General features: G+C 50.9%; 19 protein-coding genes, 1 tRNA gene and 3 rRNA genes. 8 read left to right on the plus strand and 15 right to left on the minus strand.

What is annotated here, in order from left to right; translation table 11 throughout:
- Positions 1-28 precede the first annotated feature (28 nt).
- From U0026_RS02510 to rrf (U0026_RS02525), 4 genes are all read left to right on the plus strand, one after another.
- Positions 29-2,938: ribosomal RNA gene (locus tag U0026_RS02510) — 23S ribosomal RNA — on the plus strand.
- A 97-nt stretch (positions 2,939-3,035) separates the two neighbouring features.
- A 5S ribosomal RNA gene (rrf, locus tag U0026_RS02515) occupies positions 3,036-3,151 on the plus strand.
- Positions 3,152-3,165: 14 nt separating this feature from the next.
- Positions 3,166-3,241, plus strand: a tRNA-Thr gene (locus U0026_RS02520).
- Between the two features lie 38 nt (positions 3,242-3,279).
- Positions 3,280-3,395: ribosomal RNA gene (rrf, locus tag U0026_RS02525) — 5S ribosomal RNA — on the plus strand.
- 378 nt (positions 3,396-3,773) lie between these two features.
- Here rrf (U0026_RS02525) and U0026_RS02530 read toward each other — a convergent pair.
- From U0026_RS02530 to U0026_RS02540, 3 genes are all read right to left on the minus strand, one after another.
- Positions 3,774-3,995: a hypothetical protein gene (locus tag U0026_RS02530; RefSeq protein ID WP_062774075.1), complete on the minus strand. Its 222-nt coding sequence runs from the start codon at positions 3,993-3,995 to the stop codon at positions 3,774-3,776.
- A gap of 320 nt (positions 3,996-4,315) precedes the next feature.
- Complete coding sequence (locus U0026_RS02535) at positions 4,316-7,426, minus strand: efflux RND transporter permease subunit (RefSeq protein WP_062774076.1); 3,111 nt, start codon at positions 7,424-7,426, stop codon at positions 4,316-4,318.
- A 12-nt stretch (positions 7,427-7,438) separates the two neighbouring features.
- A complete protein-coding gene (locus tag U0026_RS02540; protein WP_062774079.1) occupies positions 7,439-8,578 on the minus strand; it encodes an efflux RND transporter periplasmic adaptor subunit in 1,140 nt (379 codons plus the stop codon).
- 348 nt (positions 8,579-8,926) lie between these two features.
- Here U0026_RS02540 and U0026_RS22730 point away from each other — a divergent pair, with 348 nt between their 5' ends.
- The 3 genes from U0026_RS22730 (at position 8,927) to U0026_RS02550 (ending at position 10,507) form a co-directional block, all read left to right on the plus strand.
- Entirely contained in the window at positions 8,927-9,295 is a 369-nt protein-coding gene (locus U0026_RS22730) for a TetR family transcriptional regulator (protein WP_373859501.1), read from the plus strand.
- The gene (locus tag U0026_RS22735) at positions 9,220-9,579 is read left to right on the plus strand and encodes a hypothetical protein (RefSeq protein ID WP_373859504.1); all 360 of its coding nucleotides are present in this window, start codon (positions 9,220-9,222) and stop codon (positions 9,577-9,579) included. Before U0026_RS22730 ends, U0026_RS22735 begins: the two co-directional genes overlap by 76 nt.
- A 94-nt stretch (positions 9,580-9,673) precedes the next feature.
- A complete protein-coding gene (locus tag U0026_RS02550) occupies positions 9,674-10,507 on the plus strand; it encodes an MBL fold metallo-hydrolase (protein WP_062774081.1) in 834 nt (277 codons plus the stop codon).
- A gap of 70 nt (positions 10,508-10,577) precedes the next feature.
- Here the strand turns inward: U0026_RS02550 and fis are convergent, their stop codons facing one another.
- The 12 genes from fis to acuI form a co-directional block, all read right to left on the minus strand.
- Positions 10,578-10,874 carry a DNA-binding transcriptional regulator Fis gene (gene fis, locus U0026_RS02555; protein ID WP_000462905.1) on the minus strand — a complete coding sequence of 99 codons (297 nt, stop codon included), beginning with the start codon at positions 10,872-10,874 and terminating at the stop codon, positions 10,578-10,580.
- A 25-nt stretch (positions 10,875-10,899) separates the two neighbouring features.
- Entirely contained in the window at positions 10,900-11,865 is a 966-nt protein-coding gene (dusB, locus tag U0026_RS02560; RefSeq protein WP_062774083.1) for a tRNA dihydrouridine synthase DusB, read from the minus strand.
- A gap of 318 nt (positions 11,866-12,183) precedes the next feature.
- Complete coding sequence (locus U0026_RS02565; protein WP_062774085.1) at positions 12,184-12,924, minus strand: carbonic anhydrase; 741 nt, start codon at positions 12,922-12,924, stop codon at positions 12,184-12,186.
- A 141-nt stretch (positions 12,925-13,065) separates the two neighbouring features.
- Entirely contained in the window at positions 13,066-13,947 is an 882-nt protein-coding gene (gene prmA / locus U0026_RS02570; RefSeq protein WP_062774087.1) for a 50S ribosomal protein L11 methyltransferase, read from the minus strand.
- 10 nt (positions 13,948-13,957) lie between these two features.
- Complete coding sequence (gene panF / locus U0026_RS02575) at positions 13,958-15,409, minus strand: sodium/pantothenate symporter (RefSeq protein ID WP_062774089.1); 1,452 nt, start codon at positions 15,407-15,409, stop codon at positions 13,958-13,960.
- The gene (locus tag U0026_RS02580) at positions 15,399-15,644 is read right to left on the minus strand and encodes a YhdT family protein (protein ID WP_062774091.1); all 246 of its coding nucleotides are present in this window, start codon (positions 15,642-15,644) and stop codon (positions 15,399-15,401) included. The genes panF and U0026_RS02580 overlap by 11 nt, the downstream gene beginning before the upstream one ends.
- A gap of 110 nt (positions 15,645-15,754) precedes the next feature.
- Entirely contained in the window at positions 15,755-17,104 is a 1,350-nt protein-coding gene (gene accC, locus U0026_RS02585) for an acetyl-CoA carboxylase biotin carboxylase subunit (protein WP_062774092.1), read from the minus strand.
- A gap of 10 nt (positions 17,105-17,114) precedes the next feature.
- A complete protein-coding gene (accB, locus tag U0026_RS02590; protein WP_062774094.1) occupies positions 17,115-17,573 on the minus strand; it encodes an acetyl-CoA carboxylase biotin carboxyl carrier protein in 459 nt (152 codons plus the stop codon).
- Between the two features lie 22 nt (positions 17,574-17,595).
- Positions 17,596-18,048 (minus strand): type II 3-dehydroquinate dehydratase, encoded by a 453-nt coding sequence (gene aroQ, locus U0026_RS02595; protein WP_052283991.1) that lies wholly within the window; start codon positions 18,046-18,048, stop codon positions 17,596-17,598.
- A gap of 234 nt (positions 18,049-18,282) precedes the next feature.
- A complete protein-coding gene (msrQ, locus tag U0026_RS02600) occupies positions 18,283-18,882 on the minus strand; it encodes a protein-methionine-sulfoxide reductase heme-binding subunit MsrQ (protein WP_062774096.1) in 600 nt (199 codons plus the stop codon).
- A complete protein-coding gene (gene msrP, locus U0026_RS02605; protein ID WP_062774098.1) occupies positions 18,882-19,880 on the minus strand; it encodes a protein-methionine-sulfoxide reductase catalytic subunit MsrP in 999 nt (332 codons plus the stop codon). The genes msrQ and msrP overlap by 1 nt, the downstream gene beginning before the upstream one ends.
- Before the next feature lie 77 nt (positions 19,881-19,957).
- Positions 19,958-20,932 carry an acrylyl-CoA reductase (NADPH) gene (acuI, locus tag U0026_RS02610; RefSeq protein WP_062774100.1) on the minus strand — a complete coding sequence of 325 codons (975 nt, stop codon included), beginning with the start codon at positions 20,930-20,932 and terminating at the stop codon, positions 19,958-19,960.
- Positions 20,933-21,148: 216 nt separating this feature from the next.
- On the opposite strand from acuI, the gene csrD reads away from it, so the two are divergent.
- Positions 21,149-23,089 (plus strand): RNase E specificity factor CsrD, encoded by a 1,941-nt coding sequence (gene csrD, locus U0026_RS02615; protein ID WP_062774102.1) that lies wholly within the window; start codon positions 21,149-21,151, stop codon positions 23,087-23,089.
- Positions 23,090-23,173: the final 84 nt, after the last annotated feature.

A 23,173-nucleotide genomic window follows, 5' to 3' on the forward strand; every position in this document is an offset into this window, starting at 1 on the left:
TGTTTTACGAAACATCTTCGGGTTGTGAGGTTAAGCGACTAAGCGTACACGGTGGATGCCCTGGCAGTCAGAGGCGATGAAGGACGTGCTAATCTGCGATAAGCGTCGGTAAGGTGATATGAACCGTTATAACCGACGATTTCCGAATGGGGAAACCCAGTGTGTTTCGACACACTATCATTACGTGAATACATAGCGTAATGAAGCGAACCGGGGGAACTGAAACATCTAAGTACCCCGAGGAAAAGAAATCAACCGAGATTCCCCTAGTAGCGGCGAGCGAACGGGGAGCAGCCCAGAGTCTGAATCAGCATGTGTGTTAGTGGAACGGTCTGGAAAGTCCGGCGATACAGGGTGATAGCCCCGTACACAAAAATGCATGTGTTGTGAACTCGAAGAGTAGGGCGGGACACGTGGTATCCTGTCTGAATATGGGGGGACCATCCTCCAAGGCTAAATACTCCTGACTGACCGATAGTGAACCAGTACCGTGAGGGAAAGGCGAAAAGAACCCCGGCGAGGGGAGTGAAACAGAACCTGAAACCGTGTACGTACAAGCAGTGGGAGCCTTGATTTATCAGGGTGACTGCGTACCTTTTGTATAATGGGTCAGCGACTTATATTCTGTAGCAAGGTTAACCGAATAGGGGAGCCGAAGGGAAACCGAGTCTTAACTGGGCGTTAAGTTGCAGGGTATAGACCCGAAACCCGGTGATCTAGCCATGGGCAGGTTGAAGGTTGGGTAACACTAACTGGAGGACCGAACCGACTAATGTTGAAAAATTAGCGGATGACTTGTGGCTGGGGGTGAAAGGCCAATCAAACCGGGAGATAGCTGGTTCTCCCCGAAAGCTATTTAGGTAGCGCCTCGTGAACTCATCTTCGGGGGTAGAGCACTGTTTCGGCTAGGGGGTCATCCCGACTTACCAACCCGATGCAAACTACGAATACCGAAGAATGTTATCACGGGAGACACACGGCGGGTGCTAACGTCCGTCGTGAAGAGGGAAACAACCCAGACCGCCAGCTAAGGTCCCAAAGTCACAGTTAAGTGGGAAACGATGTGGGAAGGCTCAGACAGCCAGGATGTTGGCTTAGAAGCAGCCATCATTTAAAGAAAGCGTAATAGCTCACTGGTCGAGTCGGCCTGCGCGGAAGATGTAACGGGGCTAAACTGTGCACCGAAGCTGCGGCAGCGACACTATGTGTTGTTGGGTAGGGGAGCGTTCTGTAAGCCGTTGAAGGTGTCCTGTGAGGGGTGCTGGAGGTATCAGAAGTGCGAATGCTGACATAAGTAACGATAATGCGGGTGAAAAACCCGCACGCCGGAAGACCAAGGGTTCCTGTCCAACGTTAATCGGGGCAGGGTGAGTCGACCCCTAAGGCGAGGCCGAAAGGCGTAGTCGATGGGAAACAGGTTAATATTCCTGTACTTGGTGTTACTGCGAAGGGGGGACGGAGAGGGCTATGTTAGCCGGGCGACGGTTGTCCCGGTTTAAGCATGTAGGCGGAGAGTTTAGGTAAATCCGGACTCTTATTAACGCTGAGGTGTGATGACGAGGCACTACGGTGCTGAAGTAACAAATGCCGCACTTCCAGGAAAAGCCTCTAAGCATCAGGTAACATCAAATCGTACCCCAAACCGACACAGGTGGTCAGGTAGAGAATACCAAGGCGCTTGAGAGAACTCGGGTGAAGGAACTAGGCAAAATGGTGCCGTAACTTCGGGAGAAGGCACGCTGATATGTAGGTGAAGTGGTTTACCCATGGAGCTGAAATCAGTCGAAGATACCAGCTGGCTGCAACTGTTTATTAAAAACACAGCACTGTGCAAACACGAAAGTGGACGTATACGGTGTGACGCCTGCCCGGTGCCGGAAGGTTAATTGATGGGGTTAGCTGTAAGGCGAAGCTCTTGATCGAAGCCCCGGTAAACGGCGGCCGTAACTATAACGGTCCTAAGGTAGCGAAATTCCTTGTCGGGTAAGTTCCGACCTGCACGAATGGCGTAATGATGGCCAGGCTGTCTCCACCCGAGACTCAGTGAAATTGAACTCGCTGTGAAGATGCAGTGTACCCGCGGCAAGACGGAAAGACCCCGTGAACCTTTACTATAGCTTGACACTGAACACTGGTCCTTGATGTGTAGGATAGGTGGGAGGCTTTGAAGTGTGGACGCCAGTCTGCATGGAGCCAACCTTGAAATACCACCCTTTAATGGCTGGTGTTCTAACGTAGACCCGTTACCCGGGTTGCGGACAGTGTCTGGTGGGTAGTTTGACTGGGGCGGTCTCCTCCTAAAGAGTAACGGAGGAGCACGAAGGTTAGCTAATCCTGGTCGGACATCAGGAGGTTAGTGCAATGGCATAAGCTAGCTTGACTGCGAGAGTGACGGCTCGAGCAGGTGCGAAAGCAGGTCATAGTGATCCGGTGGTTCTGAATGGAAGGGCCATCGCTCAACGGATAAAAGGTACTCCGGGGATAACAGGCTGATACCGCCCAAGAGTTCATATCGACGGCGGTGTTTGGCACCTCGATGTCGGCTCATCACATCCTGGGGCTGAAGTAGGTCCCAAGGGTATGGCTGTTCGCCATTTAAAGTGGTACGCGAGCTGGGTTTAGAACGTCGTGAGACAGTTCGGTCCCTATCTGCCGTGGGCGCTGGAGAATTGAGGGGGGCTGCTCCTAGTACGAGAGGACCGGAGTGGACGCATCACTGGTGTTCGGGTTGTCATGCCAATGGCATTGCCCGGTAGCTAAATGCGGAAAAGATAAGTGCTGAAAGCATCTAAGCACGAAACTTGCCCCGAGATGAGTTCTCCCTGACTCCTTGAGAGTCCTGAAGGAACGTTGAAGACTACGACGTTGATAGGCTGGGTGTGTAAGCGTAGCGATACGTTGAGCTAACCAGTACTAATGAACCGTGAGGCTTAACCTTACAACGCCAAAGGTGTTTTGTTGGTGATGAGACACGATATTCAGCTTGAGACAGATTAAATCGACATGCAGAGATGCGTGTTGATAAACAGAATTTGCCTGGCGGCAACAGCGCGGTGGTCCCACCTGACCCCATGCCGAACTCAGAAGTGAAACGCCGTAGCGCCGATGGTAGTGTGGGGTCTCCCCATGCGAGAGTAGGGAACTGCCAGGCATCAAATTTAGTGTGCTGATATGGCTCAGTTGGTAGAGCGCACCCTTGGTAAGGGTGAGGTCCCCAGTTCGACTCTGGGTATCAGCACCAGTTTTTAGGTTAAAGTTCGGCGCTAGTAAAAGAATTTGTCTGGCGGCAACAGCGCGGTGGTCCCACCTGACCCCATGCCGAACTCAGAAGTGAAACGCCGTAGCGCCGATGGTAGTGTGGGGTCTCCCCATGCGAGAGTAGGGAACTGCCAGACATCAATTAAAACAAAAGGCTCAGTCGAAAGACTGGGCCTTTTGTTTATCTATTATCAGATAAAAGACAAGGCCCATCCTGACGGATGGGCCTTTTTGTATCCGTAAGCTGCGACAAGATGTATTCATCCCTTTATCTTTGAGCTAGAAGCTAGGGCAGTATGTTTATATTCAGTGTTGGCGGATGGCTTCGGGTATTAAATGAGTATCTGATAGAAATAGAACTGTTCGTACTATCTATTTATTATGATTGGCTATTTTGAGAGTCATTCAAGAGTAGCGAGGTAGGGATGATTTAATATCATCACCCCGCGCTTATGCATTTTAGAACTGCAGATAAGCGCGGGTGAAGTACCGACAGGAATATTATCGCCGCGGTATTATTTAGTGAGAGCGACAATACCCAGCGTCAAGCCAGCCAATGCGGCTGCACCGCCAGCAATAGCTCCAGCTGTCTCCCAGTTGTCCTGCGTTGTTCCTTTCATACAGGTGTTAGTATGAACCAGGCGGCCCTGATCGTCGTAAACAGGAACACAAGGTGAATCATGTGCACAGCCGGCCAGCAAGGTAGCCAGCAGTGTCACCAGAATGAGTTTTTTCATGATGTTGCCTCTAAAGAATCCGTTTCAATACGTCATAAATATGCCGCATTTCGGAATGGCTTATTTTATCACCTATGGCATGGTCCCTTGATAGGGGAAATAATCTCAATTTATGTGTTACGTAAATATAATGGAGAATACACCTGTAAGGTGTTCACATTATGCAGAAATAATGTAGAGGAAAATAAGGTTTATGCGTATTACGTAGCAAAATTGGCGGTGATATAGCGTAACGTATTGAGGATGAAACTTTTATACTTGTTGGTTTCGCAGATACAAAAAAAGGCGCCCGAAGGCGCCCTTGAAGATACCTTCAGGTTTTATTCTTTATGCTTTGTAAACCGACGTCTGACGACGACGAAGAACACCGGTACAAAGAAGATCGCTAGCAGGGTTGCCGTAAGCATCCCCCCCATAACGCCGGTTCCGACCGCATTCTGCGCACCACTACCCGCGCCGCGACTAATAACCAGTGGCATAACGCCAAGGATAAAGGCCAGTGAAGTCATCAGGATAGGACGTAGGCGCATACGAGAAGCCTCGAGTGTCGCCTCGATGATCCCTTTCCCTTCTTTATCCATCAGATCTTTGGCGAACTCGACGATCAAAATGGCGTTCTTAGCCGACAAGCCAATCGTCGTTAGCAGGCCCACCTGGAAGTAAACATCATTATTCATGCCGCGTAGTGACGCTGCCAGTAACGCACCAACGACACCCAGCGGAACAACCAACATGACAGAGAATGGAATAGACCAGCTCTCATAGAGTGCGGCAAGGCACAGGAAAACGACAATTAATGAGATAGCGTACAGTGCCGGAGCCTGGTTACCGGATAAACGTTCCTGATAAGACATCCCGGTCCAGTCAAAACCAATCCCCGCCGGTAGCTTAGTGGCGAGCTGCTCCATTAATGCCATGGCTTCACCGGTACTTTTACCCGGTGCGGCCTCGCCAAGAATCTCCATAGAAGGTAGACCGTTGTAACGCTCTAGTCGTGGAGAACCATAGACCCAGTGAGATGTTACAAAGGCCGAGAATGGCACCATCTCGCCGTTAGCGCTACGGACATACATGTTATTGACATCGCCTGGCAGCATACGGAACTTCGCATCTGCTTGAACGTACACCTTCTTCACGCGACCATTATCGATAAAGTCGTTAACGTAGTAGCCCCCAAGTGCCGCCGATATCGTCTCGTTAATATCAGACAGCGAAACGCCCAGCGCCTGCGCTTTTTCCTGATCAACATCCAGCTTGAACTGGGCGGTATCTTCCAATCCATTTGGACGTACGCGTACGAGCTGGTCAGTATGCTGGTGAACCATCCCCAAAAGCTGATTACGGGCTTGAGTGAGCGCCGTATGTCCGAGGTTGCCCTGATCGATTAACTCAAAGTCAAAACCGGTCGCCGTGCCCAGTTCAATAATAGCCGGCATATTGAATGGGAAGACCATTGCATCTTTAATCTGGCTAAACGCCATCGTTGCGCGTTTGATAATTGACTCTGCACCGTTCTCCTCACCACTACGTTCATCCCAGGGTTTCAGACTCACGAACGCCATACCGGAGTTCTGCCCCTGGCCACTGAAGCTAAAGCCATTAACGGTAAAGACGCTCTCAACGTTCGCCTTCTCATTATTCAGATAGTAGTGGGTCACTGAATCCAGAACTTTTTGCGTGCGCTCTTGTGTTGCGCCTGCAGGCAACTGCACCATGGTCAGAAATACGCCCTGATCCTCATCAGGCAAGAAGGATGTTGGTAAACGCATAAACAGTACCGCCATACCGGCCACAATCAGCAGGTAGATAACCAGATAGCGCCCGGTGCTGCGAAGAATACCGCTCACGCTGTTGGTGTAGTGGTTTACGCTGTTATCAAACTTAGCATTGAACCAGCCGAAGAAACCTTTCTTCTCACCGTGCTCGGTAGAAGCTGGTTTTAGCATTGTGGCGCAAAGTGCTGGCGTCAGGATTAACGCAACAAATACCGATAGCGCCATTGCGGAGACGATGGTGATAGAGAACTGGCGATAGATAGCGCCGGTTGATCCGCCAAAGAAGGCCATCGGTATAAATACCGCTGAGAGCACCATTGCGATACCGACCAGAGCCCCTTGAATCTGCGACATGGATTTCTCCGTCGCCTCAATGGGGGATAGCCTCTCCTCAACCATCACACGCTCGACGTTTTCTACCACCACGATGGCATCGTCGACCAGTAGGCCTATCGCAAGCACCATCCCGAACATGGTTAGGGTATTTATCGAGTAGCCAAATATTGCCAGCACTGCGAATGTTCCCAACAACACAACGGGCACTGCAATTGTCGGAATCAGCGTCGCCCGGATATTCTGCAAGAACAGGTACATCACGAGGAAGACGAGGATAATCGCTTCAAATAGCGTCTTGATAACTTCATGGATAGAGAGGGTAACAAACGGGGTGGTGTCATAGGGATACACCACTTTCATACCCTGAGGGAAATAGGGCTGTAGTTCTGCCAGCTTGGCTTTAATGGCGTTTGCTGTATCCAGCGCATTCGCCCCTGTTGCCAGCTTTATCCCAAGCCCCGAAGCCGGTTTCCCGTTGATACGAGCAACGACGTTGTAGTTCTCACCACCCAGTTCAATCCGCGCGACGTCGCTTAAATGAACCACTGAACCGTCGGCGTTAACGCGCAGTGTGACCTTTCCAAACTCCACCGGATCTTTCAGGCGTGTCTGGGCAATAATTGAAGCGTTGAGCTGCTGGCCTTTTACTGCGGGGGTTCCCCCCAATTGCCCAGCCGCAATCTGGTCGTTCTGAACCTTTAGTTGGTTGATGACATCAACCGGCGTCAGTTTATATTTATTCAGCAAATTACCGTCAAGCCAGATGCGCATCGCGTATTGAGCGCCAAATAGCTGCACATCACCTACACCATTAAGGCGGCTGATAGGATCTTTCACGCTAGAGGCGATATAGTCAGAAATATCATCCTGCACCGTACTTGGGTTGTCCGAAATAAAGCCTGCAACCATTAGGAAGCTACTACTTGATTTCTCAACGCTGATCCCTTGTTGCTGCACTTCTTGCGGTAGCAAAGGTGTCGCCAGCTGTAGCTTGTTCTGTACCTGGACCTGGGCAATATCCGGATCGGTACCCGACTCAAAGGTCAGGGTAATCGTCACCGAGCCCGCAGAGTCGCTGGTTGAAGACATATACATCAGGTTATCGATACCGTTCATGTTCTGTTCGATAACCTGGGTAACGGTATCCTGAACCGTTTGGGCATCAGCACCTGGATAGGTCGCAGAAATAGCCACGGCAGGTGGTGCAATCGTCGGATACTGGGCGATGGGGAGCTGTAAAATTGCCAGACCACCGGCAATCATCATGATGATTGCCAGCACCCAGGCAAATACCGGTCGATGGATAAAAAACTTAGACATGGGGTCGGTACCTTATTGCGCGGCTGGAACCGCGGTCTCTTCTTCTGCTTTCACGGTTGCGCCTGGATGCACCTTCTGCAGCCCGCTAACAATCACTTTATCGCCGGATTTCAAACCGCTGGTGATCAACCACTGATCCCCAATGGCCTGAGAGGCAACAACATTGCGCATTTCGACCTGATTTTTATCGTTCACCAGCAAGACCGTCGCATCACCACGTGGCGTGCGGGTAACGCCTTGTTGTGGAACCAGCATCGCGTTCGGATTCACACCTTCATCAATACGGGCACGAACAAACATGCCTGGTAGCAGGGTATGTTGTGGGTTCGGGAAAATAGCCCGTAGCGTAATTGACCCGGTACTTTCATCAACGGTGACATCAGAGAATTGCAACGTGCCTTTTAGCGAGTACGCTTGACCATTTTCCATCAGTAACTGAACGCTTTTTGCCTCGCCGCCGTGTTGAAGGCTTTCCTGTTTAAGGCGCATAAAATCGCTGCTGGATTGCGTGACATCGACATAAATAGGATCAAGCTGTTGTACGGTGGCCATTGCATCAGACTGTCCGTTGGTGACCAGTGCACCTTCGGTCACGCTAGACTTACCGATACGACCGGTGATTGGTGAGGTCACTTTGGTATAGGCCAGATTAATGCGCGCGCTTTCAACAGCGGCTTTAGCGGCCATAACGTCAGCATCAGCCTGGCGGGCAGTGGCGACAGCCTGGTCGTAATCTTGCTGACTGATATATTTTGTACCCAGTAGTGGGACATAGCGTTTCACCGTCAGGTGAGCGATAGCTGCGGCCGCCTGGGCTTTTGACTCATCACCTTTGGCGCTGTCATAAGCTGCCTGATAGGTAGCAGGGTCAATTTGGTACAGAGATTCACCGGCCTGTACGTCGCTGCCTTCGATGAAGTGGCGTTTCAGGATGATTCCGCTCACCTGTGGGCGCACTTCAGCGACGCGGAATGCGGAGGTCCGCCCCGGCAGTTCTGTTGTGATGGATAATGGGGCATTATTCACAACATGCACGGTGACCTGGGGCGTTGGTGCATGCGCTTGTTGATCTGCCGAATTATCGCACCCGCTGAGTAAAATGGCGGAGAAAATTAAGCTGGATAAAAGTGTAACCCTGGCATGACTCGTCATTGCTATTCCTTATAGATTGATAGCCAGATTTGACTACAAATCTGTCAAAGAAAGGATGAATAAAAAACAGTTCGTTATCCTACAAATAAATACAGGCTGATGTAAGGGATAGTTATTTTGTGATGTTCAACAAAGGCACGGAAACACAAAGATATCAGGGGCGACGCATTTGAAGTTGGAATATATATTGATGGTGTGAATGTTATTCAGTGAAACATCACTTAATATTATTTGTTATTTTCAAGCCTCATCAAACTTTTTGTTAAGCATTCTGGTTATCCTGAATGGTAAATTTGATTCAATTAATCATCCTCATCGCTGAGTCATCAGCGGCAAGTGACGTGTTATATGGCAAGAAGAACGAAAGATGATGCTCTCAAGACGCGCCAGATGCTGCTTGATGCGGCAATCGAACAATTCGCGCAGCGTGGCGTCAGTAGTACCACCTTGACCGATATTGCTGACGCAGCTGGAGTTACGCGTGGTGCTGTTTATTGGCATTTTGCCAGTAAAAGTGAACTGTTTAACGCCATGTGGCTGGAACAGACACCGTTGAGAGAATTAATTCATCATAAATTGAAACAAATAGAGGGAGCGAACCCGTTAATAAATTTGAGGAACAAATTCATTATCGGATTGCAATATATTGCAGAAACACCGAAGCAACGTGCATTGATGCAAATACTCTATCACAATGTGAATTTAGTAGTGATATGATGTCAGAGCCTGAAATCAGAAGACAAATTGGTTTCAATTACGATTATATGCGAACGGTATTACAGGGTTGTGTGCGTAACAAGATATTACCTGATGATGCAAATATTGAGATTATTTTAATCATATTACATAGTGCATTCAGCGGTATTATCAAAAACTGGTTAATGAACCCCCAGCAATTCGATCTCTATCAACAGGCCCCGCTTTTAGTTGATAACCTGATGACCACGCTCTGTACACAACAGCACAGGATATCCCAGCCTATGTTGGTCGCTAATCCGTAGCGAGTCGATAATTCATCTACCTAATCTGGCACTGTTTTCTGCCCGCCGCATCTGTCATTCTGTATTTACTTACCACGCTCATAATGAGATTTTTATGAATGATGAATTTCGTCAGGTTGGGGATTTCCAGGTTACCGCGTTAAGCGATGGCTGTATGGTCGCCAGCCTGGCTTTGCTTTCTGGTATTGATGTGACTGATGCGGGTGAGATTCAGCATCGTGCAGGGATTACCGATCCCGATAGCCTGCATATCTTCGGCTACTTGATCCGCGGATGCGGGCGCACGATCCTTGTGGATTCAGGAACGGGTGGGGCCAATAACATTGGCGGTCAGTTGCAAACGAATCTACAGGCCTGTGGTGTTATGCCTGATGAGGTCGATACGGTGTTGCTGACGCATGCGCATCCCGATCATATTGGGGGACTGCTAGACGAGAAGGGTGATGTGATGTATCCACGGGCACATCTTTACCTGCATCCCGATGAGCTTGAGTATTGGCTGGATGACAATCTGATGGCGCAAGCAAATGAGCGACAGCAACGTAATTTCGAACGCGCGCGTCGTACGCTGTCGGCCTATCAACCGCGTCTACATCTACTGGATGAAAGCCCGATTGTTGAAGGGATACGAGCTGTCCCGCTGCCAGGCCATACGCCGGGGCATACAGGGTTCAGAATTGACTCCAGGCAATCGAGTCTGATTATCTGGGGGGACATTGTCCATTTTCCCTTTATTCAGACGGCGCGGCCAGATGTCACCATTGCTTTTGATATTGACCCGGCTCAGGCGCAAGCTTCGCGGAAACGGCTCCTGGCGCAGATTGCAGAGGAAGGGACGCTGGTGGCGGGTATGCATTTTGCAGGAACGGGGTTCGCGCAGGTGTATCCTGTCGGTAGCGGCTACCGAATCGTTTATTCACTGGCGTAAAAAGACAATAAAAAAGGCGCTTCCCCATGCCGAGTAGCGCCTTCTTAAACAACAACTTAACTGATTAGTATCAGTTCATGCCGTATTTTTTCAGTTTTTTACGCAGAGTTCCACGGTTGATGCCCATCATTAAGGCCGCGCGGGTCTGGTTACCACGGGTGTATTGCATCACCATGTCCAACAGGGGCTGTTCTACTTCAGCCAGTACCAGCTCATACAGATCATTAACATCCTGACCATTCAGTTGAGCAAAATAGTTCTTCAGTGCCTGTTTAACCGAGTCACGCAGGGGCTTTTGAGTCACCTGGTCCTGAGAGTTAACGGTAGAAACGGTCAGTACGTCAGAATTTACGCGTTGTTCGAACATAGTTCTGTCAGCTCTTTATTTCTAATTACGCAAAATTTTCGAAGTATGCCTCCAACGCCGCCAGCTGTTCGCCGGCATCTTCAATGGCGTTGAATGTGCGCCGAAACTGGTCATCCGGAGCGTGTTCCTGGAGATACCAGGATACGTGTTTACGCGCAATTCGGTACCCTTTAGCTTGACCATAAAAGTCATGCAGTTCCCGAATATGCGAACAAAGCAAGCGCTTCACCTCTGCCAGAGGCAGTGGAGGCAGCAGCTCCCCAGTGTCCAGATAGTGCTGGATTTCCCGAAAGATCCAGGGTCTTCCCTGAGCCGCACGTCCTATCATCAGGGCATCAGCCCCCGTATAGTCCAGTACAGCCCTGGCTTTAAGCGGGTCAGTAATGTCACCATTCGCGATAATCGGAATGGAGACGTTCTGCTTAACTACCCGAATGCTGTCGTACTCAGCGTCTCCGTTAAACAAGCAGGCGCGTGTGCGTCCGTGAATAGTCAGAGCTTGAATGCCACAGTCTTCAGCCAGTTTGGCAATTTCTAAACAGTTACGGTGCTCTGGTGCCCAGCCAGTGCGAATCTTAAGAGTGACAGGAACGTCCACTGCCTTAACAACCGCATTCAGGATAGCCTTCACCTGATCCGGGTATTGCAGTAGGGCTGAACCCGCAAGCTTGCGATTCACCTTTTTTGCCGGACAGCCCATATTGATATCAATAATTTGGGCACCGCTTTCCACATTAATGCGGGCGGCTCCGGCCATCTCGTCAGGATCACTACCGGCAATTTGCACGGTACGAATACCTGGTTCATCCACGTGCACCATACGTAAACGAGATTTGTCACTTTCCCAAACCTGAGGGTTGGATGACATCATCTCGGAAACGGTCAAACCTGCTCCCATCTCGTAGCACAGCGTCCTGAATGGTCTGTCAGTGATGCCAGCCATAGGTGCTGCGATCAGGCGATTTCTAAGCTGGTATTGTCCAATGCGCATGAGTTAAGAAATGACCATACTGTGACTGCAAGGCGGCGTATATTACGCATTTTTCGCACGAGATGAAAGGCCAAACTTTGACCAATCCCCTGCGGTGGATCAAAGAATTGCCGTTGAAGTGAGCAGGTTTAAATAATTCGCTTTTTAAATCATTGGATTATGAAAATGTGTCGATTTTATCTACACATATAATTTTGCGTAACTTCTCATTTTTTCTTCAGTGGAGGTGAGGAAAGCAAGATAATCTGCTGAATTAATCAGCAAATTATCGTAGCTTACTGTGACGATACTCGCATTTCAGAACATGATCGTGAAGGTCTATTCGACGACGACGCGACCATTAAGAGGCTGTGCCGGACGATTATTATCGTGGTGCATGGTATGGGTGAATTTTTTAAGCTGCGTCTCAGAAAGCGTCAGAGGATGCTTCATCACAATCCAGGTTACCCCCTCAGAGCAAGGCGGTGTTGTCAGAGAACCGCTGAAACGCCAGAAAGTCTTATCGCCAGGCAGTTGGGCATTAAGATTCATTTGGGCTGCAATGCTGGCGCTCTGGTCGGTTTTTTCGGGCATTGTTGCCCACAGTTTGTTGAGCTCTGAGTTCTCTGCGCCTTTATTGAACATCACGGCGACAACGGCAATGGCGCCACTCGCATCTTTATGGACAAGGTGCATCTCCATCGCGTAATGCTTGCCATGGATAGTGTTCTCACTGGGTGCATGGAAGTGGAACTGCTGAAGTGTGAAAGTTTTACCGTCGATCGTAATCGTATCCGCTGTGGTCGTTTTTAACCCTGCCTGAATGGTATGGCCATTGTTAATGAGCGTTACTGGCCCATCTGAATAATGGACTTCCAGCGGCGAAAGATGCGCATTAAGCGTTGTCTCAATATTAATTGGGGATTGATTCATACCGGTTTGGCAGGTTTTGTTCTCTTCACTGAGTGTGCCCCAGTGTTCAGGAGCACCTTCCCCTACGTAGCCCCAGTGAGATGCAAAAGATGTAACAGGAATAATGCTCAACGCTAGCAGCGCAGCCTTGCCGAAAGTTGTTTTCATTTAATTCGCCCAGTGAATATAAAATAAATATTTATTAGTAACTTAACTGTTCTACGAAGATATTTTATCTCAGGGCGAAGGGGAGTTTTATACAGAAAACGCGGAAAAAAATATGGCCTCCAGAGAGGCCACGATGGGGGGTTATTTCTTGCGTCCGGTAATCCGGCACCACTCTTCTTTCTCAACCACAGGATCGAGGTCAAAAAGATCGGAATAGGCTTCGCATACGCTTTCAGCCTGGCTTGCAAGGATGCCCGAAAGGCCCAGCAGGCCGCCTGTAACCGGCAGCACGCTGATTAAAGGGGCCAGCTCGCGTAATGGGCCCGCCAGAATGTTAGCGACCACCACATCGGCTTTCATGGCCTCTGGCTGATCCTGCGGCAGATAGAGTTCCAGGCGTTCAGAGACGCCGTTACGCTGTGCGTTGTCGCGGCTTGCCTGAATGGCCTGCGGATCGATATCGATCCCGATAGCTTTTGCGGCACCAAGCTTCAGTGCGGCGATCGCCAGGATCCCAGAGCCACAACCAAAATCAATCACCGTCTTGCCGACTAAATCTAAGCCGTCGAGCCATTGCAGGCACAGGGAGGTCGTTGGGTGGGTGCCGGTGCCGAATGCCAGACCCGGATCCAGCATGACGTTAACGGCGTTCACGTCCGGCACGTCGCGCCAGCTTGGGCAGATCCACAGACGCTCGCCGAAACGCATCGGATGGAAGTTATCCATCCACTCGCGTTCCCAGTCTTTATCTTCAAGCTGTTCGATTTTATGCGCAAAGCCCGCGCCCAGCAGTGGATGCTGCTCCAGGATGGCAACAACCTCTTTCATGTCGGTTTCTGCGTCGAACAGACCGATAACGTCGGTATCACCCCACAGGCGAGTTTCGCCCGGCAGCGGCTCAAAAACCGGCGTGTCATGCGTATCCTGGAAGGTGATGGATACAGAACCGGCCTCCATCAGCGCATCGCTAAGATCTTCGGCATTCGCGCCGGTAGTATTCAGTTTTAGTTGGATCCACGGCATGGCAAACTCTTTATTTATCAGTAGAAATTACGGCAGTCTGTGGCACCGGTTGACCGAAACGGTTCCCGACCACAAACGCCAGAAAACTTAGCAGTAACGAAGGCACAATCGGATGGAAGCCCAGGTACTGAACATTCAATGTGGCGAGCACGGCATAGAGCACGCCGCCGACGATCATCGCGCTCAGCGCGCCCGTCGCATTTGCCCGTTCCCAATACAAGCCGAGTACCAGTGGCCACAGGAATACGGCCTCCAGCCCCCCAAACGCGAGCAGGTTTAGCCAGATAATCATCTCTGGTGGACGCCAGGCAGCCAGCAGCAGCAGTGCCCCCAAAATCAGCGTGATCACGGCTGACATTCGCTTGAGGCGACGCTCATTTTGCATATGTTCAGGGTGCAGATTCAAATACAGATCTTTGATGATCGTAGCGGAACTTTGCAATAATTGGGCGTTAATTGTCGACATAATCGCCGCCATCGGCGCCGCCAGGAATATGCCTGCGGCAAACGGTGGGAGCACTTTCACCATCAGCGTTGGAATCACCAGGTCTGGCACCGTGAGGTCAGGAATCACGGCTCGGCCCAATGCGCCCGCGAGGTGCATCCCAAACATCAGAATCGCCACAACGATGGTGCCAATAATCATGCCCCGATGAACTGCTTTACTGTCTTTGTAAGAAATGCAGCGTACAGCCGTATGCGGAAGCCCGATAACACCAAAGCAGACCAGTACCCAGAATGAGGTCATAAAGGTGGGAGAGAGAATATCCTCTGCGCCTTGTGGTGAAACCAGCTTGGGATCGATAGTTTCAAGCGTCTGCACTGCATGGGTTAGCCCGCCAGCGGCATGAACAACCCCCACCAGCAACACAATGGTGCCAATTAGCATCACCATGCCCTGCATCGTATCGTTGAGGACGCTGGCACGAAAGCCGCCAAACGCGGTATACAGCGCAATACTGATGCCGAAAATCAGCAGGCCGGTTTCATAAGGAATACCGGCCGCGGTTTCCAGGAGACGTGCACCGCCAATAAACTGCACGGTCATGGCGCCGACAAAGGCCACCAGCAGACTCACGCTTGCCAGCCAGACCAGCAGACGGCTTTGATAGCGGGCAAACAGCATATCATTGAGGGTGACGGCGTTATAACGGCGCGCAAGGATGGCGAATTTCTTCCCCAGAATGCCAAGCGATAGCCATATTGCCGGAAGCTGAATCATTGCCAACAGCACCCAACCAAGGCCGTATTTATACGCGGCACCGGGGCCACCAATAAATGAACTGGCGCTGATATAAGTTGCCGTCAGCGTCATGGCCAGAACAATTCCGCCCATGGAACGACTACCGAGAAAATACTCGTTGAGGAAATTCCCCGTGACCCGTTTACGCATGGCGTAAATTGACAAGCCAAATACCACCACCAGATAGGCGATAAGCGGCAGGATAACTTCAAGCTGCATTATCGTCATCCTCCAGCGAAATATCACGATAGATAAACTTGACCATCGCCCAGCACAGCAGAATAAACACCAGCGGCGTTAACAGACAGGCCATCTCAAACCAGTGCGGCAGACCTGTAAAACCCTGAACTGAGTTAGGTATGTAAGCACTCGCCAACCATGCAGCAAGATAGAGAAGGGTTAGCCACAGCGCCCAGCGCGCCTCTTTATGGGCCTGAACAAAACGTTTGTCCATTTTTTGTCCCTTGTGGATGAAGAAAGCGGGGATTGTACCGCAAGGAAAAGATGAGGGGAGAGAAAAAGAAAAAAGGCCGGAAAATCCGGCCTTTTGCTGCAATAACAGGATTATTTTTCCTGCAATCCGAGTTTTTTCTCCAGATAGTGGATGTTGGTCCCACCATGCTGGAAGTGCTCGTCGCTCATAATACGCATTTGCAGGTCAACGTTGGTTTTGATGCCATCGATGATCAATTCCTGCAACGCATTCTTCATGCGAGAAATCGCAATATCACGGGTCTCACCGTAGCAGATGAGTTTGCCGATCATTGAGTCATAGTACGGTGGTACGGTGTAGCCAGCGTAGATATGAGATTCCCAACGAACGCCAAAGCCGCCCGGAGCGTGGAAACGAGTGATTTTGCCCGGGCTCGGCAGGAAGGTGTTCGGATCTTCGGCGTTGATACGGCATTCGACCGCATGACCGCGAACCTGAACTTCTTCTTGCTTGATGGACAACGGCTGACCGGCAGCAATACGCAGCTGCTCTTTGATCAGGTCAACGCCGGTGATCATCTCGGTAACCGGGTGCTCTACCTGAATACGGGTGTTCATTTCAATGAAATAGAACTCGCCGTTTTCGAACAGGAACTCGAAAGTACCCGCGCCACGGTAGCCGATATCCACACACGCTTTCGAGCAGCGTTCGCCGATGTAGCGACGCAGTTCCGGCGTGATGCCTGGTGCTGGTGCTTCTTCGACGACTTTCTGGTGACGACGCTGCATAGAGCAGTCGCGCTCTGCCAGATAGATAGCGTTACCCTGACCATCAGCCAGTACCTGGATCTCGATATGACGAGGATTTTCCAGGTATTTCTCCATGTAGACCATATCGTTGCTAAAAGCGGCTTTCGCTTCTGCTTTAGTCATGGAGATGGACTGCGCCAGGTCGGAGTCGCTGCGCACAACGCGCATACCACGACCGCCGCCGCCACCGGAGGCTTTGATGATAACCGGGTAGCCGATGCGTTTAGCATGGGCGCGGTTAGCGTCCATATCATCGCCCAGCGGGCCGTCAGAGCCAGGAACAGTGGGTACGCCAGCTTTCTTCATGGCGGTGATTGCAGACACTTTGTCGCCCATCAGGCGAATCGTTTCTGCTTTCGGGCCAATGAAGATAAAGCCTGAACGTTCAACCTGCTCGGCAAAGTTGGCGTTCTCAGAGAGGAAGCCATAGCCTGGGTGAATTGCTACTGCCCCGGTGATCTCAGCTGCGCTGATGATTGCCGGAATGTTCAGGTAGCTTTTTACGGACTGAGCAGGGCCAATACAAACCGTCTCATCCGCCAGTAATACGTGTTTTAAATCGCGATCCGCAGTGGAGTGTACAGCGACGGTCTTAATGCCCAGTTCTTTACAGGCACGAAGAATACGCAGTGCGATCTCGCCACGGTTAGCGATGACAATTTTATCCAGCATCTTCGCCTCGTTACTCGATGACGACCAGAGGCTCGTCAAATTCAACTGGTTGACCGCTTTCGACCAGGATTGCTTTCACAGTCCCTGATTTATCAGCTTCAATCTGGTTCATCATTTTCATCGCTTCAACGATGCACAGGGTGTCGCCCACGTTAACTTTCTGACCAACTTCCACGAATGCTTTAGCATCCGGGCCTGGAGTGCGATAGAAAGTACCAACCATCGGGGAACGTACGATGTGACCACTGATTTCAGCTTTAGCCGGGGCTTCAGCTGCAGCTGGTGCTGCCGCAACAGGTGCTTGCGCTTGCATAACAGGTGCTGCGTAAGCCTGCTGCATCACTGGATAACCGGTGTTTGGCGCTGAACGGCTGATGCGCACAGACTCTTCACCTTCAGAAATTTCCAGTTCGTTGATGCCAGACTCTTCGACCAGCTCGATCAGTTTTTTAATCTTACGAATATCCATGAGTGGGTTCCGTACTCTTTGTTTAGTGTGATTGTGACAGGCGTTTGACCGCCGTCTGTAAAGCGTATGAATAGCCGTCAGCTCCAAGTCCGCAGATAACGCCTGAGGCGATATCAGACAGATACGAGTGATGGCGGAATGGTTCGCGCGCATGCACGTTGCTTAAGTGAATCTCGATAAACGGGATACTCACTGCCAGCAACGCATCGCGAATGGCAACGCTCGTGTGCGTGAACGCGGCCGGATTAATCAGGATATAGTCAATGTTGTCTTTAGCCTGATGAATACGGTCGATGATGACGTACTCGGCGTTAGATTGCAGACTGTCGAGCGTGACGTTAAGCGTTTCGGCTTCCGCGTTCAAGCGGCTAACGATCTGGGAAAGCGTCAGCGTGCCGTACTTCTCTGGCTCACGGGTGCCTAACATATTCAGGTTCGGGCCGTTTAAAAGCAAAATGCGAAACTTGTCAGTCATTGTGCTGCTATCTCCTGCTATTCTCGGGTAAAAAACAAAATATACCTTCGATGCGCGATTGTCACCTTTTCAGAGGCTCAAAAACCCCTCCAGGAAAACCAAGGTCGCACATTATAACTATTTCGTAGCATTTGGCAGCTAAATACTGGTCCTATCAGGGAAGATTATCAACTGCAATCGTGTAAAGAGCGTCGAACGTTAAAAGAATTGCGGTAAACCGCACACATCATGACGCTATCGCCACCACTGGCGGAACTTCTTATAACGACACAAAAGCAGGGCGATGGCGGCCCCGGTGTATATCAATGGTTGAGGCGAGATAATTTTCACTGACCACAGATAATGTATCGGTGCGAGGATCGCGACAAGATAGACGAAGTTATGCAAAAGCTGCCAGCGTCGCCCTAATTTTCGCTGCATCGCCTGCGTTGAGGTCACAGCCAGCGCGAACAGAATCACAAAGCTAACCAGCCCCAGCAGTAAATAGGGCCGAGTGATGATCTCTTGACCGAGTAAAGATAAATTTTGAATGCCTAACTCCAGCACACTGTAGCTGGTGAGATGGACACAGGCCCACGCAAAGCACCAAAGCCCGAGCAATCGGCGCGTGCGGATCAGCAAAGGTTGTTTAGCGTAGCGCGCCAGTGGCGAAATTAACAAGGTTGCCAGCAGAAATTTCAGAGCCATCCTACCGGTAAAATGCTGGATATCTTTGACCGGATCGGCGCTTAATTGCCCCTGAGATACAGCCCAAAACAGCCAGACAAAAGGCAGAAATGCCGCAAGATGCAGCAAAACTTTCAGCCAGACCACCTGCTTAGCCGTTATCCTCATTAGAAATTCTCCCGCAAATTCATCCCGCGATATAACGACGCCACCTCATCGGCATAGCCGTTAAACAGCAACGTTGGCTGACGCTGAACATCCAGAATGCCACCTGAGCCGATAAAGCGTTCTGTCGCCTGTGACCAGCGCGGGTGATCCACGTGCGGGTTCACGTTGGCATAAAAGCCATATTCGTTCGGTGCGGCAAGGTTCCAGGTTGAGTCCGGGCGTTCACGGGTGAGTGTGATGCTGACGATGGATTTAATGCCTTTAAAGCCATATTTCCACGGCACGGTCAGGCGAATCGGTGCCCCATTTTGTGGCGGCAGCGCTTTGCCATAAACGCCAACGGTGAGTAATGTCAGAGGATTCATCGCCTCGTCCAGACGCAATCCTTCTATATAAGGATAGGCAAGTCCACCGCCGATAAATCGGTCCTTCTGCCCGGGCATATGTTCCGGTGAATAAAGCGTTTTAAACGCGACGTATTTGGCATTGCTGGTGGGTTCAACGGCGGCCAGCAGTTTATGCAACGGGAAGCCAATCCACGGGACCACCATCGACCACGCTTCAACGCAGCGCATACGGTAAATTCGCTCCTCCAGTGGGAAGCGTTTTGTCAGGTCGTCGTGATCGAGCGTCAGGGGTTTGGCGACTTCCCCCCCAATGGTTAATTTCCACGGGTTTGTGGGCAAACTTCCGGCGTTGGCCGCAGGGTCAGCTTTGTCGAGACCAAACTCATAGAAGTTATTGTAGCCGGTGACTTTATTTTCCGGCGTTAGAGCGAGCTTGCTCTGCCATTGCATGGGCTTATCAAAGGTTAGCGCGGGGCCAGATGGCGCAGGAGGTCGGTCGTTACCTTTAAACCAGTCGGTAAGGCTGGAGGCGTGAAGTGGGAGAGAAGCCGCAGCGGTGCCAATGCCCAACATCTTCAGGACCTGGCGGCGTTTTAGCATAAATACAGACTCGGCGGTGACGTCTGATTCGGTTAATTTTTTAGGGGTCATGATGCTCTCCGTCAGGCTTTTTTTTAAGCATGACGGAGGCAAAGTGTTATTGCGAATATATCACGAAAAATTGCAGATTAAGCAATCCTGACCAGCGTACGACCCTGGATCTGGTTGTTGATAATTTTGTCCGCGAAGGCTGGAGCCTGATCAAGGCTAATCTCCGTCGCGCTCTGGGCGAAGAATGATTCAGGCAGGTCAGTGACTAAACGCTGCCATGCCTGTGCACGACGCGCGGCAGGCGTCATGACCGAGTCGATGCCCTGTAAACGGACATTACGTAGAATAAATGGCATGACGGTTGTTGGCAGTGCGAAGCCGCCAGCTAAACCGCAGGCCGCCACGCAGCCACCGTAGTTCATCTGCGCCAGCACTTTAGCCAGCACTTTATCGCCTACGGTATCAACGGCGCCGGCCCAAATTTGTTTTTCCAGCGGACGAGTTTCGGCAAACTCGGCGCGGTCAATAATGCGGTTTGCGCCGAGAGCACGCAGGTAATCATGGGTACTCTCACGGCCAGAGACGGCTGCAACCTGATAGCCCAGTTTGTGCAGCAAAGCGATGGCGGTGCTGCCAACGCCACCGCTGGCGCCAGTCACCACAATTTCACCGTCTTCAGGACGAACGCCAGCATCTTCCAGCGCCATCACGCACAGCATGGCGGTAAAACCTGCTGTACCGATAATCATGGCCTTACGCCCATCTAAACCTGCCGGTTGTGGCACCAGCCAGTCACCGTTCACGCGTGCACGGCTGGACAGGCCGCCCCAATGGTTTTCGCCGACACCCCAGCCGGTTAGCAATACTTGCTGACCTGGCGTGTAACGAGCGTCGTCGCTGGCGTAAACTGTCCCGGCGAAATCAATGCCAGGCACCATTGGGAAATTGCGGATGATTTTGCCTTTGCCGGTGATGGCTAGCGCATCTTTATAGTTCAGGCTAGACCACTGTACATCGACGGTGACATCACCTTGCGGAAGCAGGCAGTCGTCAACGGCCTGCACTGTGGCGATGGTTTTGCCATCCTGCTGTTCTAAAATGAGTGCCTGCATAATCCTTCCTTACATGAACTGATAGTGAAAAAATCTACCAGGACTATACTCGTTTATCATCATTTGATGGCGATTTGGCGCAATAAATTGCCAGATCCGCCAGGTTTGGTAGTATGCCGACCTGGTACGATATGTTAGTGCTTACTTCTGGTAAGACACGGACGCTAGCTCCCGATATTCTATCGGGCACGATTAACCTACGGAGTTAACTCAGGGATGCGATTAACGACGAAGTTCTCAGCTTTTTTCACGCTCTTAACCGGGCTCACCATATTTGTAACGTTAATCGGTTCCTCACTGAGTTTTTATAACGGCATACAGTACAAGATAGCCAATCGTGTGCAGGCCGTTGCCACCGTGCTGGATAACCGTTTAATCAACACCTCCTTCGATGAGCTGGATACTCAGCTTGATGAAATCATGGTGCCGCTCGATATCGTTCGCATCGACTTTACGCTTGATGGTAAGTCGCTATTCCACCACTCGCGGAACAGCAGTTACCTACCGATGGGCAGCCATTATCAGTTCCGTGAGATGGATGTCCCCTCACTCAAGCACCCTGGCATGACTATCCATCTGGTCTATCAGGATCCGATGGCAAACTACTTCCGCTCGCTAATGACTACCGCCCCGTTGACCGTGACCATTGCTTTTATGGTGCTGGTGGTATTTATCGCCGTGCGTTGGCTGCGTCGACAATTGGCGGGTGAAGAGTTACTGGAACTGCGCGCGATTCGTATTCTGAATGGTGAGCGTGGCGCGAAGGCGAAAGGTAATATCCACGAATGGCCGACCCGTACCAGTAGTGCGCTGGATACGCTGCTTTCTGAAGTTCAGTTCGCCGGTGAACAGCGCAGCCGCCTCGACACCCTTATTCGCTCTTATGCTGCGCAGGATTCAAAAACGGGCCTCAGTAACCGTCTGTTCTTTGATAACCAGCTCGCGACGCTGCTTGATGATCAGGAAAATGTCGGTTCGCACGGTATTGTCATGATGATCCGCCTGCCTGATTTCGACTTCCTGCGTGACAACTGGGGACGTGCGGCGGCGGAGGAACATGTCTTTACGCTGATTAATCTGCTCTCCACCTTTATTATGCGCTACCCGGGCGCGTTGCTGGCGCGCTACCGCCGCAGTGATTTCACCGTTTTGCTCCCGCACCGTACCTTAAAAGAGGCGGACAGCATCGCCGGACAATTGCTAAAAGCGATCGATGGATTGCCCCTGACGAAAATCCTCGACCGTGACGACATGATGCATATCGGTATTTGTGCCTGGCGAAGCGGGCAGACGACCGAGCAGGTGATGGAGCATGCCGAGGCTGCCGTGCGTAACGCGGTGCTTCAGGGCAGTAATAGCTGGGCAATCTACGATGATTCACTACCGGAAAAAGGTCGTGGTAACGTCCGCTGGCGCACCCTAATTGAGCAGATGCTTAGCCGCGGCGGCCCGCGTATCTACCAAAAACCGGCGGTAACGCTCGACGGTAACGTGCATCACCGGGATCTCCTGTGCCGAATATTTGATGGTAAAGAAGAGGTGATTGCCGCTGAATATCTGCCGATGGTACTAGAGTTTGGGCTGGGTGAAGAATATGACCGTCAGCAGATTGGTCGGCTGATCCCATTCCTTGGATTCTGGCCGCAAGAAAATCTGGCAATTCAGGTGACGGTAGAGTCGTTGATCCGCCCTCGTTTTCAACGTTGGTTGCGTGATACTTTAATGCAGTGCGAAAAATCGCAACGCCGACGGATTATTTTTGAACTTGCAGAGGTAGATGTCTGTCAACATATCACTCGGTTACAACCAGTCGTCCGATTAATTCATGCATTAGGCGTTCGGGTTGCGGTAACTCAGGCGGGTTTAGCCTTAGTGAGTACTAGCTGGATTAAGCAGCTTGAGATTGAACTGATTAAGATTGATCCTGTGCTAGTGCGAAATATTGAAAAACGGAGTCAAAACCAACTGCTGGTTCAAAGTCTGGTGGAAGCGTGTAAAGGAACGTCAATACAGGTTTTCGCGGCTGGCGTCCGCAGTCGGGGTGAGTGGCAGGTGCTGACTGAATGCGGAGTTTTCGGCGGTCAGGGTGATTTTTTTGCCGCCTCACAGCCACTTGACTCAAATGTGAAAAAATATTCGCAAAGATATTCGGTTTGACCTGCTGTTTAACGTGTTTATCACGTAGAATGACGCGCGCGGTTTTTTCTGGGAGTGTGCATGTCTGCTCGCCGGTAAAACCAC

This window comes from Kluyvera intermedia (assembly GCF_034424175.1).
Taxonomy (GTDB): Bacteria; Pseudomonadota; Gammaproteobacteria; order Enterobacterales; family Enterobacteriaceae; genus Kluyvera; species Kluyvera intermedia.

Excerpts from the sequence above, each read along its gene's own strand:
- U0026_RS02530 (WP_062774075.1), bottom strand. The coding sequence starts at position 3,995 with ATGAAAAAACTCATTCTGGTGACACTGCTGGCTACCTTGCTGGCCGGC.
- U0026_RS02535 (WP_062774076.1), bottom strand. The coding sequence starts at position 7,426 with ATGTCTAAGTTTTTTATCCATCGACCGGTATTTGCCTGGGTGCTGGCA.
- U0026_RS02540 (WP_062774079.1), bottom strand. The coding sequence starts at position 8,578 with ATGACGAGTCATGCCAGGGTTACACTTTTATCCAGCTTAATTTTCTCC.
- U0026_RS22730 (WP_373859501.1), top strand. The coding sequence starts at position 8,927 with ATGGCAAGAAGAACGAAAGATGATGCTCTCAAGACGCGCCAGATGCTG.
- U0026_RS02550 (WP_062774081.1), top strand. The coding sequence starts at position 9,674 with ATGAATGATGAATTTCGTCAGGTTGGGGATTTCCAGGTTACCGCGTTA.
- fis (WP_000462905.1), bottom strand. The coding sequence starts at position 10,874 with ATGTTCGAACAACGCGTAAATTCTGACGTACTGACCGTTTCTACCGTT.
- dusB (WP_062774083.1), bottom strand. The coding sequence starts at position 11,865 with ATGCGCATTGGACAATACCAGCTTAGAAATCGCCTGATCGCAGCACCT.
- U0026_RS02565 (WP_062774085.1), bottom strand. The coding sequence starts at position 12,924 with ATGAAAACAACTTTCGGCAAGGCTGCGCTGCTAGCGTTGAGCATTATT.
- prmA (WP_062774087.1), bottom strand. The coding sequence starts at position 13,947 with ATGCCGTGGATCCAACTAAAACTGAATACTACCGGCGCGAATGCCGAA.
- panF (WP_062774089.1), bottom strand. The coding sequence starts at position 15,409 with ATGCAGCTTGAAGTTATCCTGCCGCTTATCGCCTATCTGGTGGTGGTA.
- U0026_RS02580 (WP_062774091.1), bottom strand. The coding sequence starts at position 15,644 with ATGGACAAACGTTTTGTTCAGGCCCATAAAGAGGCGCGCTGGGCGCTG.
- accC (WP_062774092.1), bottom strand. The coding sequence starts at position 17,104 with ATGCTGGATAAAATTGTCATCGCTAACCGTGGCGAGATCGCACTGCGT.
- accB (WP_062774094.1), bottom strand. The coding sequence starts at position 17,573 with ATGGATATTCGTAAGATTAAAAAACTGATCGAGCTGGTCGAAGAGTCT.
- aroQ (WP_052283991.1), bottom strand. The coding sequence starts at position 18,048 with ATGACTGACAAGTTTCGCATTTTGCTTTTAAACGGCCCGAACCTGAAT.
- msrQ (WP_062774096.1), bottom strand. The coding sequence starts at position 18,882 with ATGAGGATAACGGCTAAGCAGGTGGTCTGGCTGAAAGTTTTGCTGCAT.
- msrP (WP_062774098.1), bottom strand. The coding sequence starts at position 19,880 with ATGACCCCTAAAAAATTAACCGAATCAGACGTCACCGCCGAGTCTGTA.
- acuI (WP_062774100.1), bottom strand. The coding sequence starts at position 20,932 with ATGCAGGCACTCATTTTAGAACAGCAGGATGGCAAAACCATCGCCACA.
- csrD (WP_062774102.1), top strand. The coding sequence starts at position 21,149 with ATGCGATTAACGACGAAGTTCTCAGCTTTTTTCACGCTCTTAACCGGG.